Origin of the sequence: Thermanaerosceptrum fracticalcis (assembly GCF_000746025.2) — a bacterium.
Lineage (GTDB): Bacteria > Bacillota > Peptococcia > DRI-13 > DRI-13 > Thermanaerosceptrum > Thermanaerosceptrum fracticalcis.
Window position 1 is genome coordinate 3,221,703 of sequence record NZ_CP045798.1, and the last position, 16,565, is coordinate 3,238,267.

The following is a 16,565-nucleotide window of genomic DNA, read 5'->3' on the forward strand; positions in this document are numbered from 1 at the left end:
TGATATAATTTAGTTCATGAGTTACCTCTTAGGGAATATAGTTTTAACATCGGATATCGGAGTCAGATGTCGTTAAAAGAAGAAGAGGAGGTGGCAGGAATGGAAGAGGAGTTAAGACCGGTGAACCCGGGATGGTCAGTACTTGAAGCCCTCTCCGTAATCATCATAGTGTTTGCTGCAGGTATTTTTATTCCCTTTAAGAAAATGTCCTGGTTTAAATTTTTAGCTGCTTTGGTTAGCCCAGATAATCCTTTGCTGGGCCAGGTCTTCTGGAGTGGAATTGTTCAAGGCGGTTTATTTATTGCTCTCATTGCCTACTTCCTGAGGCGAAGATATGATTTACCCTGGTCCCGGGTGGGGTTGATTTCCGATGAGGAAAAACGCTGGTTTTGGACGGGGCTGAAACAGGGAGTTGTACTGTTTATTCTTGTAGTAATTCTCGGTATCATCATCACCATACTCTTCCCCATTAAGGTAGAACCTCAACCTATTGCCGAAATTATTATGTCTGCTAGAAGCTTTCGTGAAATGTTGTTGCCCCTTTTTGTTGCCGCAGTGATGGCACCCATCAGTGAGGAATTGTATTTCCGGGGGTTCCTCTACCCGGCATTGAAAAACTGGCTGGGGAGGATTCCCGCGTTGCTGATTGCCAGTTCATTTTTTGGCCTGGTTCATTTTGATTTGATTCGTTTTATACCCATTACGTTGGGAGGAATCTGGTTAACCCTGCTTTACGAACAAACAGGGTCTTTATATACCTCCATTACAGCCCATGCTGTGTGGAATACCCTTATGGTGCTGTTAATTTTCTGGGGAGCCAATATAGGGGCATAGCAAAGAAGTCTCCGGTATATGTTAATACCGGGGACTTCTCACTTTACGTTAAAGAAGGTGTAATTTTATGAAGACTGGTTTCTGGGAATGGCGGGACGTGGTGGCTGTTTTTGCTCTTCGTTTGCTTCTTGTTTTATTATTTGGACGATTGATACTTCCTTTGCTGGGGATTACGGATTACCTCAGCTTACAGGTGGTAGACAGCAGTATTTTTATTTTACTTGTGCTTATTTTCTTAAGAATAAAAGGTATCAGTCCAGCTCGTTTTTTCCCCGACTCTGTCAACGAAGTTATCACCCAACTGACCTGGGGTGCAGTGGTAGGCTTTGCCGTTTTCTTTTTGGGTAACTATGGTGAAAAATTAGCCTTAAAATACCTGCTGGTGGATGTGGGGCCCCATCCTTTAATCAATTTAACCGCCAACGCCCGCACGTCAGGGCAGTTTTTGTTCCCCTTCCTGGTTGGGGGATTCCTGGTGCCTGTGGCTGAGGAGTTTTTTTACCGAGGTTTTTTGTATCCCGTTTTACGCCGACACCTGGGTGTACTTTTAGGCATTATTGCTTCCGGCCTGCTTTTTACCTTAGCGCATTTTAACCAGATCTGGTTTGTCGAGATTTTTCTGGTGGGTGTGATTCTTACCTGGTTGTACCAGCGGTTCGATTCCTTATTTCCGGGAATTATCGCCCACATTATCCTGAATGGCAGCAGGCTCCTTTCCATATATTTATCCCTCTGACATAAAGGACCTGGGCTATCGATGTAGAATTAAGAGGAGAGTCCAAAATAGAGGAGTGAAAGATTGCGCTGGATAAAAATAGGCCTGTTAGCGCTGGTTCTGGGGATTACCAGTTATTTTTTGAGCCTCAATATCTTCACAAGTCTCAAAGTACAGGGTTACAGCTACCTGTTCCGGGCCAAAGAGCCTTATGACCTGGTGGTTAAACACGCCTTAATCCTCGACGGTTCGGGCATAAATGGAAAATTCCGCGGGGACATTGCCATCAGGGATGGCTGCATTGTGGGGGTCGGATACGTAAATCCCAAAGACTCTCCTGTTTTGGAAGCAGGAGGGCTTACAGTGCTTCCTTTTCTGGTTCCTGTGGAAAAAGGTGAGGAAGTAGTAGAACATCTTTTACTGACCAGCTATCCCCGATACCCGGCAGAAGACATTTTTCTTATAGATCCTCCTTATACCGGTTTGAGTCTGCGGCAGGCTTCCCGGGTGCAAGGGGTTACCCCGGAGCAGATGGTGAAAATGCTCTCTGCAGGAGACAATACCAGGAAAGCTTTGCTTCTCCCCCTGAGTTCCCTGGAAAAGGGGGCGGAGGAGGAGAAAGACTTGGTGGCCGGTCTCACGGGATTTCGCGCCCAGCTTTTGGGTAAAGAGAGCGAAGGAGTAATAAAAACAGGTTATAAGGCCAATCTGTATTTCTTTAAAACTTATGAGTATGAAGGGGACAAGCTGGCGGAAATCCTGAAAAAAGGGGAGTTCCCCTATCCTGTTTACCTGGTACGGGAGGGGAAAGTAGTTAGTCAATAAAGACTTCTTCATGACTTGTTTTGAGATTGGCGGACTGGTTATAGCCCTGGTGGAGGCGGTCTAAATAATAACGTTCGCCGTTTAGATGGAAAAAAGAACTTAATTCACAGAAATGGGGTATCTTACTTTCGCACTCCAGGATTTCCACCATGTCATTTTTAATGGTGTAGATAATCTGATGGTTTACCGTTATATCCGGTTCACTGTTAGGGGATAGATAACTGGTCCCCTGGGAGAGGAGGTAAACATACTGGATGGGGTGTTTTTCTCCTTTGGTGAAGACCAGGAACTGGGCCTTTAACTCCTCGGGAAACCGGGACAAGGTAAATTCCCCTAAAGGGACATTGACGTTACGGCGGACAGGGGCCGGTTTACCTGTAACCGGATCGGGGGGAAAATGAAAGCTAATCTCACCGAAGGAAACGAAACAGGGTGTTTCACCTTCAGAAATAAGCAGAAAATAAAAAAAGTCGTCAAAGGACAGTTCTTCTTTGAGGAGTACTTTTAGTTTATGACTATCCCTGGTCCCGGCTTTCACCAAGAGAGTAAGCCGGGCCTGTTTGAGAACTGATTTTACCGAGAGGTTAACGAAGCGGGAAAGAAAAGAGATGCTACGCAGTTTGGTAGGGGCGGGAATGATAGAGTCCAGCAAAGGGTTTTCCAGGTTGATGGTACTTCTCAGGAGCTGGCGGAAAAACAGGGTGGCATAAATCCCAATTATTAAAGGAAGGGAACGCAGGATGATCTCGGGGGAAAAGGGCGGCTCATAATATAAAAAGAGGAGTCCTACCCAAATAACCAGGATGAAGATGATATTAAGGTCTATATAGCGTAAAATCATACGGCGGGGATTTTGGGGGAAAATATAGTGCATCTGGTATTTTTCAATCAGGTTATACATTTTCCCGGTAAGATTGATTTCACTGCGGTAGGACAGGTTGATAAATTCTTCCAGGACGTCTTGCAAGCGTTCCAGGCGTCTCTGCACAATTAAGGAGATAAAGATACCCACTGAACCCAAAAGGGTTAAAAGACCGCTGGCTACAGCCAGCATGACATAGGGATAAATTTTGTCGCTGAACACGGAATCACCTTTTTCAGAAAGTTTCCAGGTTGAAACGGTGGTTTTTGGCATTGTCGGCCAAATCCGGGAAACCGCTCTCATTAGCCCGGATTTCTAAGTTATGCAGGAAATGCTGGATAGAGCTGGTGTGTAATCCTTTTTGGGCGGCAAGTTTACCCATGGTGGAAACTTTGTTGAGGAAGACCTGGCAGCCTTTATCTAATTTATGGTCTACCAGATAGATGCCCATGGCATGAAAACAAAGGCTTAAATACTCCCAGAGCAGGTCGGTAAAAGGATAATATTCCATCAGGCCGTAAAGATAAATCTGATAGATACAGTTTAAATAACACATGGTGCAGTATTCCTGATTTTCTTCATTTACCTTGAACAGATAGGACTTTAGCAGTTCGTTGATGCCAAAGCGTGTAAGGTCGAAAGGGCCTTTTTCCATGGACTCCAGGATGAGGCCGAGGCCTTTAATCAAAGGATCCGAAGGGGGAACCTGGTCTTTAGCTTCTCTAAGCAGTTCGTCCTCTATTAACTGAGAGGAAGAGATGTCCAGGTATTGGGGATTTCCCTGGATGCAGAGGGGCTCTGACAGTATTTTCTGGAGGTTTTCCACATACAAAGATGTATCGTAATTCATCTCATCACCCTGACTACTAGTTTCCCAGAGCCAGGTTATTTTTATGCTGGGAGTAGAGATAAGTTGGTAGTTGGTAGTGAATTTTATTAACCGGACTCCGGACACTTGGAATCTGGTCACTAATATCGGATGCACCACAGGCACAAGTCTCGCTATGTCGGATATCGGAAGTCGTTTGCTGTTAACTGTTCACGGTTTACGGCTCACTGTTCACGATATAAGAATACTCGTGACTCGTTACTTATTTAGGAAGTCAGTAAATCAGATTGGATCGGTGAAATAAGGATGCAGAAGCAAAATAAGGTATACAAGGTAACCATCACGGGATATTCCCATGAGGGGGCCGGGGTAGGGAGAGTCGGTGAGCAGGTAATCTTTGTTCCCGGGGCCTTGTTGGATGAAGAAGTCCTGGTGGAGATTACGGAAAGGCATAAACGCTTCTTAAAAGGCAGGGTGCTGGAGGTCATAAAAAAACACGGCCAACGACTAACCCCTCCCTGTGAAGTCTATGCTTCCTGCGGGGGCTGCCAGCTACAGCACATCGCTTACCAGGGGCAGTTAGAGATTAAAGAAAGGATAGTAAAAGAAGCCCTTACCCGTATTGGCGGTTTAGATGGAGTGCCGGTACAGCCTGTCCTTGGCATGAAAAACCCCTGGGCCTACCGCAATAAAGGTCATTTTAGGGTAGGTATATCCCAGGGAAAAGTAAAGCTGGGGTTTGTGGAAGAGGGGTCCCACGACCTTGTTTCCCAGTACTGCCAGCATCTTTTTTCTCCCCAGGTGACGGCCTTAATTTCCTCCATAGAAGACATTCTTACCGATTATAAGGTAAAAGTGGCGACAAAAGAGGAAAAGGGGCTGCGTCACGTGGTAATCAGGGAAAGCAAAGCCACTGGTGAGATCCTGGTAGTTTTCATTATTTCGGGAGAATTCTCAGCCCATAAAGAAATGATTGCCCGGGAAATATGCCATAAAACCCCAGCCGTTGTTGGTATATGTCAGAATTTCAACCCTAAGCCTGTGGGGGAGGTTATGGGGAAAAAAACCACTGTTCTTTCGGGAAAAGGAGAAATCGAGGACCGGATTGGGTCTTTTACCTTTACCATTTCGCCCCGCTCCTTTTTCCAGGTCAATAATATCCAGACGGAGGTGCTATATGAAAAAGCCCTGGCTTATGCAGGGCTTTCCGGTAAAGAAACCGTTATCGATGCTTACTGCGGTATCGGTACCATCAGTCTCTTCCTGGCGCAAAAAGCACAGAAAGTCATGGGCATTGAATATGTGGCAGAAGCCGTAAAAGATGCTCAGCTCAATGCTCAAAGAAACGATGTCAACAATGTCCAATTTCTCCAGGGGGAAGCGGAGGTGCTGATACCTCAGCTGGTAAAAAAGGGAGTTGAGCCTGATGTGGTTGTCGTGGACCCGCCGCGCAAAGGCTGCGATCCTAGGCTTCTCGAAAGCATAATCGCCGTCAAACCTGAGCGGGTGGTGTACGTTTCCTGCAACCCCGCTACCTTGGCCCGGGACTTGAAATACCTAACAACAGGTGGATATCAGGTTCAGGAGGTACAGCCTGTGGACATGTTCCCCTGGACGGCTCACGTTGAGTGCATAATTCAGATAAAACGTGCTGAAAGCCGCATGAAATAAGGCTTTCCGGGGATTTAGATGAGCGGTTTTTGAAAGGGAAAAATGATGATAATTAATAATAAAAACTCGGTTATTTTTAAAATAATCGGGTTTTTACTTTTATAAGATAAACGACCAGAAAAGCATTAATTGCCTCACTGGATTTTCTTTGATAAATCTGGGGATATAGCTCGCCAGGAAAGCACGAATGATATTCTGAAAAATTAGTCAAATAAAAGTCTTTCAACAAGTTTTCCAGAATTTATGATATAATTATGTCTATAATGTGAACCTACTGAAGCAGAGAAAGCAGTCTAAAGATGTACATATTTTGGAAGGGGAGTATATTAATGAGTGAAGAATTCAAGGAAAACTCTCAAGCAGTTCAGGCTCACCTTACGATTATTCAGTCGATCATACAACGCATGGCTACAAATAGTACATCATGTAAAACTTGGTGTATTACGATAGTCTCTGCTATCTTGGTGGCTGTAGCGGATAAAGGCAAGCCTAATTATACATTAATTGCAATAATACCAATATTATTATTTCTCTTCTTAGACACTTACTATTTGGCCTTGGAAAGATCGTTTAGAAATTCCTATAGCGATTTCATTGAAAAGCTACATAAATCTTTATTGACGGCTTCGGATTTTTTCATAGTTAATCCTTCGGGAAATATTACCCATTGGTTTTTTGAATCGCTTACTTCGATCTCGATATGGCCATTTTATTTGATTCTGTTTGCAATGGTATTAATAGCTAGAAACTTGTTGTAAAAAATTACTCATATCGTAGCATTTATATGTACCGAAGACTATGTGATAGACCAGAATCTCTTGGCAAAACTCAAAAAGAGCAAATCGACCGTTATTTTCAAGAAGTTTAGGCAATTCGTATGCCTGTGAGAAATGCTAAAACAGAAAACTTGCCAAATATTGAAGAAATAAAAACTACGGTAATTCCAAAATAAGATAATTCAAGAGTGTTATACGAATCCGAGAATAATTTACATTAAGTATTATAGGGGGGAGCAAAAAAAATGGGACGCAAAATATTTATATCTTACAAATACGGAGATAGTGATGTTCAACATATAAAAGGTAATTGGTGGGAAACAAATACGGTGCGTGATTATGTAGATGTAATTGAATCTAGTATTGATAGTTCTGATCATATTTATAAGGGAGAATCTGATGGAGAAGATCTTTCACAGTTAAGTGAAGATACCATATGGTCAAAATTAAGGGATAGAATTTATGACAGCTCGTTAACATTAGTGATGATTTCAAAGGGTATGAAAGAATTATGGAAACCTGACAAGGATCAATGGATACCAAGAGAAATATCATATTCTTTAAAAGAAACGTCTCGCATTAATAGTAGTGGCGTCGCTGTAACAAGCAAGACCAATGCAATGTTAGCTGTGATTGTACCAGATAGAAATAACTCTTATACGTATTATACTTATAATAAAACTTGTTGTTCTTCTGGATGTAGAGTCCTTAAAACAAATCAATTATTTGACATTTTGAAGAAAAATATGTTTAATCAAAAAGATCCTAGTACTAAAGATTGTGACGACGGCTCTAAAGTCTATTACGGGGACAGTAGTTACATAACTTCTGTTAAATGGGATGATTTTATTAAGGATATGGACACATACATAGATAAAGCCTATGAAATTCAAGATAACATTGATAGTTATAATATCACCAAGGAAGTTTAATTTAATAGCCTGATCCAGTTCCCATTATCCATATTATAGTGGCTGGTGTCAAAAAGCGAATTAAAATAAATCTGATCGGGTATTCAAGGTTGCCTGATAGCGTAGCTTCTTTTTATATATACAGCTAAAACTAAATAAAGAATTCCCCATTAGCAAATTAGCGGTGGCATTTTAGAAATTAGATGCTGCCGCTTTTTAGTACCATATAAGTGTAATTGTTAGAGCATATCATTTGTGCTTAAACATTTACACTTATTTTTTTATAATAAGGGAGTAATTGGTCTGGCGCGGCGCTTTTTGGATTAAGCACATCCGTCATAAAAACCGTCAACCACCCCTTATTATAAACATTCGTTTAAGCAGGTTGAAACTCATAAGGAGCTTTCGTGTAACAAACTAAAATGAATCTTAATAAGTGTGGATGGAGACAATTACAAGTTCATTTTGGAGGTTACAGATGATAAGTGTAGGAATTGATGTGTCAAAAGAAAAAAGTACGGTATGTATCATGAAACCATATGGTGAAATCATAAGCAAGCCGTTTGAAATCCAGCATGTAGAACAGGAATTGAATGGACTGTCAGCAATGCTGCTGCGGCTGGATGATGAAGTGCGGGTAGTTATGGAGGCTACTGGTATTTATCACCTGCCTGTATTGAGCTATTTACAGGGAAAAAAGATTTTTGTTGCAGTCATCAATCCGTTTGAAATGAAAGAATATCGGTGTCGTGGACTAAGGAGGGTGAAAACAGATAAACAGGATGCCATTACGATTTCTAACTATGGAATTGATCATTGGTATCGTTTAAAGAATTATGAAGCAGATACAGGCATCTATGAAGAGTTGAAACTCTTAGGAAGACAGTATCGGCATTATATGAGGATGCGGGTAGAAAGCGTATTGGAACTAACGCATCTATTGGATTATACCATGCCAGGAATAAAGACTTTATTAAAAGGTTGGAATGAGACAAATGGGAAAGATAAGCTGTCTGATTTTGCAGAGGAATACTGGCATTATGATAACATCACGAAAAAGTCAGAGAAACAGTTTATCAACAGTTACTTAAAATGGGCAGAGAAAAAGGGATACCATCAGAACCAGGATAAAGCCGCAAAGATTTATGCACTGGCCAAAGAAGGCATCCCCACTCTTTCCTCCGGCACACCATCCGTCAAAATACTGGTACAGGAGGCAGTAAGGGTGTTACGAGAAGTCGATAACACTCTGATGAGGATTTTAACACAGATGCAGGAATTAGCCAAGACCCTGCCAGAATATCCTGTTGTACGGGCGATGGGCGGAGTAGGAAACGTCCTGGCACCCAAGCTGATAGCAGAGATAGGAGACGTAAGGCGATTCCATAATGGAAAGGCTCTGATAGCATATACCGGAATAGATGCCCCTCCATACCAGTCTGGTCAATTCACAGGCACAGAAAGAAAAATCTCAAAACGAGGCTCTTCCAGTTTGAGAAAGATAGGGTATGAAGTAATGCGCTGTTTAAAAACACATAAAGCGCCAGAGGATGATGCTGTGTATCAATTTATCTTAAAGAAAGAACGAGAGGGTAAATCGAAATGTGCCGCAAAGATAGCCGGATTGAATAAATTTTTACGTATTTACTATGCAAGGGTAATGGAGGTATATCAGCGATAGAAAATCCAAATACAGGAGGGAAAACAAAGACTGGATATAGGCCGGTCTATTTGTCGTGGGAAAAATGAAATACAAAAATATTTGAAAACCTGCTGAAAAAGTATTGACTTTTGTTAGCAGGTTTTTATGCCCTTTTTTAGGGTGAAAAATCATAAACGATTGGAGGAAATCAAATGTCAAACATCAAGCAAACCCTTAAGTTTTTCAGTCCCCTGTCGATTATGGCGTACTCTTCTCATGAATACGGCGGATGCGGCGCGGACGATCTGCCTGAAGAACTGTCGCCATCAGAGGCGGTGTATTACATGGATGAAATACTTGCCGCCATCGAAAAAGAAAAGCTGCCAGGCGAAGGTGACCGTGGCCTGATGGTTTACTTCTACGATGGACAGGAGCTATCCCAAAAAATCTACAGCCTCCAGCCGACAGTTGAAGAATGGAACGGCAAGTTATGGGGCGTGATGATAGCAGAGGTATATGGTAAGCTGACCGAAGCGGAAACAGCCAAACTGCTTGATTTTATCACTGGTCAACTATCCGACGGATGGGGTGAGGGGTTCGAGCAGCGTCCCATCAAAACGAATGACGGTGATATCTTCGTCAGCTTCTGGAACAGTGAGGACTTTTTTATCAAGCCGGAACAGGAGCTGAAGCAGGGAACTGAACAAAACTTTAATGAGCAGACGATGGGAGGAATGTAGTATGCCAAATCATATTACAAACATACTCACCGCACATGGCGATGAGAAAAAAGTAAAAGTAATGTTTGAAGCCATCAAAAATGAGGAGATTGGAATCGGCAGCATCGACTTCAATAAAATTACACCGATGCCCAAACACATCTACAGGGGAGATCTTGGCAAGGAGGAAATAGAAAAGTACGGCGCTGAAAACTGCTGGTATGACTGGAGCATAAAAAACTGGGGAACGAAATGGAACAGCTATGGCTATGACGAACATACAGCAGAAAATTTTGACGGCAGCACGGTAAAATTCTTAACCGCATGGAGCAGCGTTAGCGATCTGATGAAAAAGCTGTCCTCTATGTTTCCTGATATCCGTTTTGACTATAAATGGGCGGACGAGGACTTTGGGCATAACACCGGCAAGGCAGAGTATAAAAACGGCAAAACCTTAAGCTGTTATATACCGGCGGGCGGTTCTGCCGCAGCCCTTGAACTGGCGGCAAGCATACTTGATATAGACCTTGCCGAAGCAGGATATATCTACAATAAAAGCACCGGTGAATACGAATATGTGGAAGATGAGCCGGATGAAACTCCTCAGATGGGTGGTGTGTAGAAATGCATGCCGCTATTTTTTTATGAAAGGCAAATAAGCATGAGGCGCTATCTGAAAAGGCAGCGTCTTTTTTTGTTGCCGGAAAGGAGCTGAACTATGAACACAGACACAAAAACACAGGAGAAAAAAACCGGCAGCGATCCTGCGCCACCGAGAAAAATTCACAACGTACCCTTGCCAAAAGACACCGAGCGCTGCAAAGGCTGTCCCTATCCTGGTGTCGGCTTTATCTGCTGGAGTACAGACGGGAGCTGTATGCGGACCGATATGGACAGGATCAGCAGGCCAAGGAGGTGATGACTGATTGAACAGCATTATCAGCTGGGTCGGCGGCAAAAAGGCCCTGCGTGAACTTATTTACCAGCGGATGCCCAAAGATTATGGAAGATACATTGAGGTCTTTGGTGGCGGCGGTTGGGTACTCTTCGGCAGGAAACCGGATGCAAGCATGGAGGTCTATAATGACTACAACGCCGACCTTGCCAACCTGTTCCGCTGCGTCAAGGAGCGTCCTCTTGCCCTGCTTAAGGAGTTGAACTTCCTGCCCATAAACGGCAGGGACGAATTCAACGTCCTCAAAAAATATCTTGAAAAGGAGGAATTCACCAGCGAATACCTGCGGGAGGAACTGGAACTGGCGGAGAACTGCCTGTCCCCGCTGCAGTTTGAGGAAATCAAATCGATTCTCATTGAAAACGCGACCATGTCGGACGTAAAACGCGCCGCCGCCTTCTTCAAGCTGATCCGCTACAGCTACGGCAGCGGCTGCACCTCATATAGCTGCCAGCCCTTTGATATCCGGAAAACCTTCCACCTTATATGGTCGGGAAGCCGCAGGCTTAAGGATACGGTCATCGAGAATAAAGATTTTGAGGCGTTGATCCTTCAATACGACAGGGACAACGCCTTTTTTTATTGCGACCCGCCGTACTATCAGACCGAGGGGCATTACGAGGTGGAATTTAAAAAGGAGGATCATGTGCGGCTGCGGGATACGCTGAAACAATGTAAGGGCAAATGGCTGGTGTCATATAACGACTGCGAATATATCCGAGAGCTATATAAGGGCTACTACATCGAAGCCGTCACCCGCATAAATAACCTCGCACAGCGATATGAGGGAGGCTGCGAATACCCGGAGGTGCTCATTTCCAACTACGACACCGCGGAGCGGCTGCGGGATGCCCCAATGCAAATAGGGCTGTTTGATCTGGCAGACGGCTTTTACAACACGGATAGCGACTTAAAAAGACCATGCGAAATTTAAAATGCTCCATTCATGGACAATAAGGAGGAACCCGAATATGAAAATGATTGAAATCCAAAGTGCCGTGGACAGACACGGGCAGCTTACCATTCCCGCGTCTCTCCTGCGCGACATGGGGCTTGCGGCCGGAGACACGGTGAAGCTTGCCTACATTAGCAACGCCCCCGATTCTATCCGCAATACCTTTAAGGAATTTGTCATCACCCCTGATGGCATTACCGCCCTCGCAGAAGATGAGGAAAGCGAACTCACCCTGCCCCATGACCTGCTGGAGGCGGCTGGGATTCCCGTGGACAGCGACCTGGAAATTGTCTGTGCAAAGGGTGCTGTTGTCATCATGGAGGCAGACCTGCTGGACAGCCTTCCTGATGAACTGCGCCAGCTGTTTGATGACCTGGGCATCAATCCCGAAACCGTTCGGGCAGTTATGAGAAACGGAGGTGTTTATGATGAGTAACAGCAAGCCTGTCTACAAGGTAATGGACGAAAAAGGCCGCATCCTGATCCCTAAGCAGCTTCGCGCCGCCACCGGGATGAATCACGGCGACATTATAAAGCTTGCCGTGCAAAAGGGTATTGTTGCTGCCAAAAAGGTTGACATCATTGAAGTGGGGGATCAGTCCCCGCAAGCGGTGGAGGCTTATGTGTTTTCTGCCGTAAAGACGATGGAAAAGCAAACCCTCCTCTCCCTAGCGGCGCAGCTTATTGCCCTCATCGAAGAAATTACCAGGGAGTAAAGATTATTCAAGTATGGAACGGAGCCAAGGTCTAAAGCGATGACCCTGGCTCTTTGAATATCCATAAAAAATAAACAGAAAGGATTGAGAACCTTTGAAACAGAAAAGCAAAAAAATTTGGCTCATGGTCCTTGTTCTGTCCTTCCTGCTTTGCGGCAGCGTCTATGCTGGAACGCTACTTTTTCCCGACATCGCAGGGCATTGGGCGGAACAGACCATCATCAGACTCGTGGAAAAGGGTGTGATTAAGGGCTACCCTGACGGAACGATCAGGCCGGACGACACCATTACAAGAGGCGAGTTCGCCGCCCTGCTGGTCAGGAATCTGGAGCTTGATACAACAGAGGCAGAGAAAGAGCCGCCCACCTTTGACGATATTGACGGTCACTGGTCGGAGAAAAACATCGAGGCCCTCGTAGACATATGTCTCCTTGATCCGGCAGATTATGACGGCAGCCTGAAGCCCGATGAACCGATTACCCGCATTGAAATCATCAGGATGTTAGTGCGTGCCATCGGCAAAGGCGAGGCTGCAAAGCAGTTCAGTGGAAATACCGGTTTTAAGGACGATGAGGCAATCAACAGCTCCGACAAGGGATATGTCAGTATTGCCAAGGAGGACGATTTAATCAGCGGCTATCCTGACGGAACCATTCGTCCGGACGGTGGAACCACCAGAGGCGAAGCCTTTGAACTGATTGATAATCTGAACGAAGCAAAGGACAAACCGGATCAGGAGAAACCACCCGCCGACATCACCGACAGTACGAGTAACAACACGGGCGGGAATTCAAGCGGCAGTTCAGGCGGCGGCTCTGCCAGCCACCCAAAGGCACAGGTGGCTTTTGAGCTTCCCGCTGTTGCGCATACCGATACAAGTATCACCATAGCGCCTGACCTGAAATACGCCAAGACACTTACATGGTCGCTTGCCAAAGAAACCGCAACCGGTGAGCTGCAACCCATTGACCTTGGAAAAGCGGTAGACGGCTCCCTGGGCAAAGAGGGCGGCACAATTGTATTTAAAGAAAGCGGCAGCTACACCTTGACCGCCACTGCTGTAAACTACGGCGGCAGAGAAACCTCCTTTTCAAAAAGCATCACGGTCTATCCGGTGATAAACGCAGGCTTTGAGCTGCCGGAGTACACCCATACGGACAGGACAGTCACCATTAAAGCAACCGCTTCCGGGCTTGGAAGCCTTGACATTGTATGGTCGGTAGTTAAAGACGGCGAGGCTGTTGCCTGGGATACCGTCATTGACGGCAGGCTCTCCAATGATGGCGGTACGATTGCCTTCAAGGAAAAGGGCAGCTATGACATCGCCGCCACTATCACCGATGCCACAGGCAGAATCTTCGCTCACAGCGAGGCTGTCGCCGTTTACCCAGTGGCGGGCGTGGCGTTTGAGCTTCCCGAAACAGCGCACACCGACACGACCATCGACCTTGTCACTAAACTGACGGAAATGGACGGGCTGACCGCCGATTGGAGCCTGACCCGCAATGGCGAAGCAGTTTCCATCCGTGAATATGTGGAGGGTGAACTGTCAAACAGCGGCGGCACAATCCGTTTCAAGGAAAAAGGTGTGTACGCCTTAACCGCCAGGGTTACCGACATAACAGGCAGAGTCTTTGAAACCACGGCAACAACCACGGTTTACCCTGTTGGATCAGCTGGTTTCTATCTGCCGGAAATCACCCATACGGATACCTTTGTTGCCGTTGAAGCCACCTTTCAAAATATTGACACGGCTACGGCAGTGTGGACCCTGACCAAGGACGGAAAGCCGGTTGCACTCAGTGATGCGATCCAAGGCGAGCTGACCAATGATGGCGGTTCCATCCGCTTCATTTCCAAAGGTGAATATGTACTGAAAGCATCCTTTACGGATGGAGCAGGCAGAACCTACAGCTACACCTCGGCGGTGACGGTCTATCCCGTCCCAAGTTTTACATTCAGCCTGCCTGCCACGGCGCATACCGATACAGCCATCCCTGTCACAACAACCGCAGAGGAAATGGATGGTTTAACCGTTGAGTGGATGGTAGACAATACCTATGGTTTTCAGGATTGGTCGACTTATGTAGATGGCAAGCTGAATAACAACGGCGGCACCATTCGCTTTAAACACGCCGGAGTTTACGAGCTGGTGGCGAGGGTGGCCGATGCCACAGGCCGGGTGTTCCTCTTTGAGTATGGAAATAAGACTGAGGTGCATCCTGTGCTGGACATCCGGTTCGAGTTGCCGGAGGCAACCTACACGGACAGAACCATCGACCTTAGAACAACAGGAAACATCGGCGTCCTGCCCATTGAATGGGTCGTCACCAAAGACGGCAAAGCGGTAAAGCTGGCGGAATATGTGGAAGGTGAGCTCAACGCCCAGGGAGGAAAAATCCGTTTTACTGAGGAAGGCGAATATGTGCTGACTGCCTCCATGACCGATGCCCTCGGCAGAACTTTCTCATACAGCAGCGCCGTCAGCGTGCACCCGATTCCGGAAATACAGCTTACGCTGCCGCAGGTTTCCTATGCGGGTGAACCTGTCTCCGTCGCTATCAGCGGAAACCATCTTGACAACCTTAATACCGCTTGGAGTATTTCAGCAAATGGCGGTGATGCCGCACCCTATACCGACTATGCCAGCGGCAGTCTTTCCGATGAGGGCGGTACCATCACCTTTGTGGAAAAAGGGAGCTATACGCTGACTGTTACCATGACAGACGCTCTTGGCAGAACTTTTTCTGACAGCAGCGCCATTACCATATATCCGATACCGGAAATGCTGATTACCCTGCCGCCGCTTTCTTACGGTGGGGAAGCCATTCCTGTCGTAGTCAGCGGAAGAGATCTTGCTGGTGTTAATATCACTTGGAGCATTTCGGTAAATGGCGGCGCTGCCGTGCCCTATACCGATTATGCCAGCGGCACATTGTCAAACAGCGGCGGCGAGATAAGCATCAGTACGGACAAGACCATTGCCGTAAAGATCATTGCGGCCGCAACGGATAAGAACAACCGCAGCTTTACTTTTACGTCTGATACAGTTGCCGTAAAGCCAATAGCACAGTGTTCCTTTACGCTCCCATCATCCGTTCATGCAGGTACGGCCTTTCAGGTGTCCATGCGAAATGTGTCTGGCTTGGAGGGCAAGAGCATTGTATGGTCGCTTTCCAAGGATGGCAATGCCGCAAGCTTTACAGGGAGCCTCACAAACAGTGGCGGCAGCATTGTCATAAATACTACAGGAACCTATACCTTAACTGCCAGCGTCACCGATGATGCAGGCAGGGTGTTCACCCATTCTGAGAGCGTAGCAGTCACCAATGCCGTACCCAATGCGCCGACCGCCAGTGCAACGGTGACAAGGACCGTTAAGGATCATAAATTCCTTGTGAACTTTACAGTTTCCGCCAGCGATCCCGATGGAGATGCAGTCACCTATGAATACAGCGGTCAAAGCGCGGACGGCTACTATGCTGCCGGCTCCCACACCGTAAAGGTCAGAGCAAAGGATGCTTACGGTGCGTATTCCGATTGGACGGATATCAACTTTACCGTTGCCAATTCAGCGCCAAGTACCCCGATTATCACCAGAACGCCAAACGGCAACAGTGTTCCTCCAAACACGCCCGTCACCATCACGGCATCGTCCACCGACCCGGATGGAGACGCCATCACCTACGTGTGGGAGGGCAGACCGGCTCAAACATCCACATATCCGTTAGGCAAAAATACTGTCCGTGTGAAAGCGGTGGACGCCGCCGGGGCAGAATCCCCCTGGACGGCCATCGTATTCTTTGTGGCCGATTCCACCAATGGCGGCGGTATGACCTTGACTGGTCCCGAATCCGTTATTCTGGAAAATGGCATTGAAGGAGCAACCATCACTGAGTACACCTTCACGGTTCCTCCAGTCAGCGGCCACAGCGGAAGCGACTATGGCCGGGTGAGGGGATATAACAAGAATACCCGCCAATGGGATCAGCTGGACTACCAGACAACCACCAATGGTATCACCTTCAGCAGAACGCTGGCTCCTGGCATCTATAGCAAATTAGAATTTTACTATTACACCAACCACAACTGCATGTACAACAAGTCAAATATCACCTATTCGGTCAAGTACTACTTCGAATAGCCTGAATGGTA

General features: G+C 46.1%; 16 protein-coding genes. 14 read left to right on the plus strand and 2 right to left on the minus strand.

Features of this window, described 5'->3' with window-relative positions; genetic code table 11:
- Positions 1 to 99 precede the first annotated feature (99 nt).
- The 3 genes from BR63_RS16390 (at position 100) to BR63_RS16400 (ending at position 2,374) form a co-directional block, all read left to right on the plus strand.
- The gene (locus BR63_RS16390) at positions 100 to 834 is read left to right on the plus strand and encodes a CPBP family intramembrane glutamic endopeptidase (RefSeq protein ID WP_034420933.1); all 735 of its coding nucleotides are present in this window, start codon (positions 100 to 102) and stop codon (positions 832 to 834) included.
- Positions 835 to 901: 67 nt separating this feature from the next.
- Positions 902 to 1,570, plus strand: coding sequence for a CPBP family intramembrane glutamic endopeptidase (locus BR63_RS16395; RefSeq protein WP_051965519.1), 669 nt, complete (start codon positions 902 to 904; stop codon positions 1,568 to 1,570).
- A 63-nt stretch (positions 1,571 to 1,633) separates the two neighbouring features.
- Positions 1,634 to 2,374, plus strand: coding sequence for a hypothetical protein (locus BR63_RS16400; RefSeq protein WP_034420935.1), 741 nt, complete (start codon positions 1,634 to 1,636; stop codon positions 2,372 to 2,374).
- Here the strand turns inward: BR63_RS16400 and BR63_RS16405 are convergent.
- Together BR63_RS16405 and BR63_RS16410 are read right to left on the minus strand one after the other, a co-directional pair.
- A complete protein-coding gene (locus tag BR63_RS16405) occupies positions 2,364 to 3,458 on the minus strand; it encodes a hypothetical protein (protein ID WP_034420937.1) in 1,095 nt (364 codons plus the stop codon). The two genes, BR63_RS16400 and BR63_RS16405, sit on opposite strands and share 11 nt — an antisense overlap.
- A gap of 13 nt (positions 3,459 to 3,471) precedes the next feature.
- A complete protein-coding gene (locus BR63_RS16410) occupies positions 3,472 to 4,086 on the minus strand; it encodes a hypothetical protein (RefSeq protein ID WP_034420939.1) in 615 nt (204 codons plus the stop codon).
- 285 nt (positions 4,087 to 4,371) lie between these two features.
- Here BR63_RS16410 and rlmD point away from each other — a divergent pair, with 285 nt between their 5' ends.
- From rlmD to BR63_RS16465, 11 genes are all read left to right on the plus strand, one after another.
- Positions 4,372 to 5,736 (plus strand): 23S rRNA (uracil(1939)-C(5))-methyltransferase RlmD, encoded by a 1,365-nt coding sequence (gene rlmD, locus BR63_RS16415; RefSeq protein WP_034420940.1) that lies wholly within the window; start codon positions 4,372 to 4,374, stop codon positions 5,734 to 5,736.
- Positions 5,737 to 6,065: 329 nt separating this feature from the next.
- Positions 6,066 to 6,494: a hypothetical protein gene (locus BR63_RS16420; RefSeq protein ID WP_034420943.1), complete on the plus strand. Its 429-nt coding sequence runs from the start codon at positions 6,066 to 6,068 to the stop codon at positions 6,492 to 6,494.
- Between the two features lie 263 nt (positions 6,495 to 6,757).
- A complete protein-coding gene (locus BR63_RS16425) occupies positions 6,758 to 7,444 on the plus strand; it encodes a TIR domain-containing protein (RefSeq protein ID WP_034420944.1) in 687 nt (228 codons plus the stop codon).
- A 457-nt stretch (positions 7,445 to 7,901) separates the two neighbouring features.
- Positions 7,902 to 9,104: an IS110 family RNA-guided transposase gene (locus tag BR63_RS16430; RefSeq protein WP_034420946.1), complete on the plus strand. Its 1,203-nt coding sequence runs from the start codon at positions 7,902 to 7,904 to the stop codon at positions 9,102 to 9,104.
- A gap of 173 nt (positions 9,105 to 9,277) precedes the next feature.
- Positions 9,278 to 9,805: a hypothetical protein gene (locus BR63_RS16435; protein ID WP_034420947.1), complete on the plus strand. Its 528-nt coding sequence runs from the start codon at positions 9,278 to 9,280 to the stop codon at positions 9,803 to 9,805.
- Between the two features lies 1 nt (position 9,806).
- Positions 9,807 to 10,406, plus strand: coding sequence for a DUF1281 family ferredoxin-like fold protein (locus BR63_RS16440; RefSeq protein ID WP_034420948.1), 600 nt, complete (start codon positions 9,807 to 9,809; stop codon positions 10,404 to 10,406).
- Positions 10,407 to 10,502: 96 nt separating this feature from the next.
- The gene (locus BR63_RS16445; RefSeq protein WP_034420949.1) at positions 10,503 to 10,703 is read left to right on the plus strand and encodes a hypothetical protein; all 201 of its coding nucleotides are present in this window, start codon (positions 10,503 to 10,505) and stop codon (positions 10,701 to 10,703) included.
- A 7-nt stretch (positions 10,704 to 10,710) separates the two neighbouring features.
- The gene (locus BR63_RS16450) at positions 10,711 to 11,673 is read left to right on the plus strand and encodes a DNA adenine methylase (RefSeq protein ID WP_034420951.1); all 963 of its coding nucleotides are present in this window, start codon (positions 10,711 to 10,713) and stop codon (positions 11,671 to 11,673) included.
- 37 nt (positions 11,674 to 11,710) lie between these two features.
- Positions 11,711 to 12,130 carry an AbrB/MazE/SpoVT family DNA-binding domain-containing protein gene (locus tag BR63_RS16455; RefSeq protein WP_034420952.1) on the plus strand — a complete coding sequence of 140 codons (420 nt, stop codon included), beginning with the start codon at positions 11,711 to 11,713 and terminating at the stop codon, positions 12,128 to 12,130.
- Complete coding sequence (locus tag BR63_RS16460; RefSeq protein WP_034420953.1) at positions 12,123 to 12,410, plus strand: hypothetical protein; 288 nt, start codon at positions 12,123 to 12,125, stop codon at positions 12,408 to 12,410. Before BR63_RS16455 ends, BR63_RS16460 begins: the two co-directional genes overlap by 8 nt.
- A 94-nt stretch (positions 12,411 to 12,504) precedes the next feature.
- Positions 12,505 to 16,554, plus strand: a complete 4,050-nt coding sequence (locus BR63_RS16465; RefSeq protein ID WP_081908067.1) for an S-layer homology domain-containing protein — start codon at positions 12,505 to 12,507, stop codon at positions 16,552 to 16,554.
- Positions 16,555 to 16,565 lie beyond the last annotated feature (11 nt).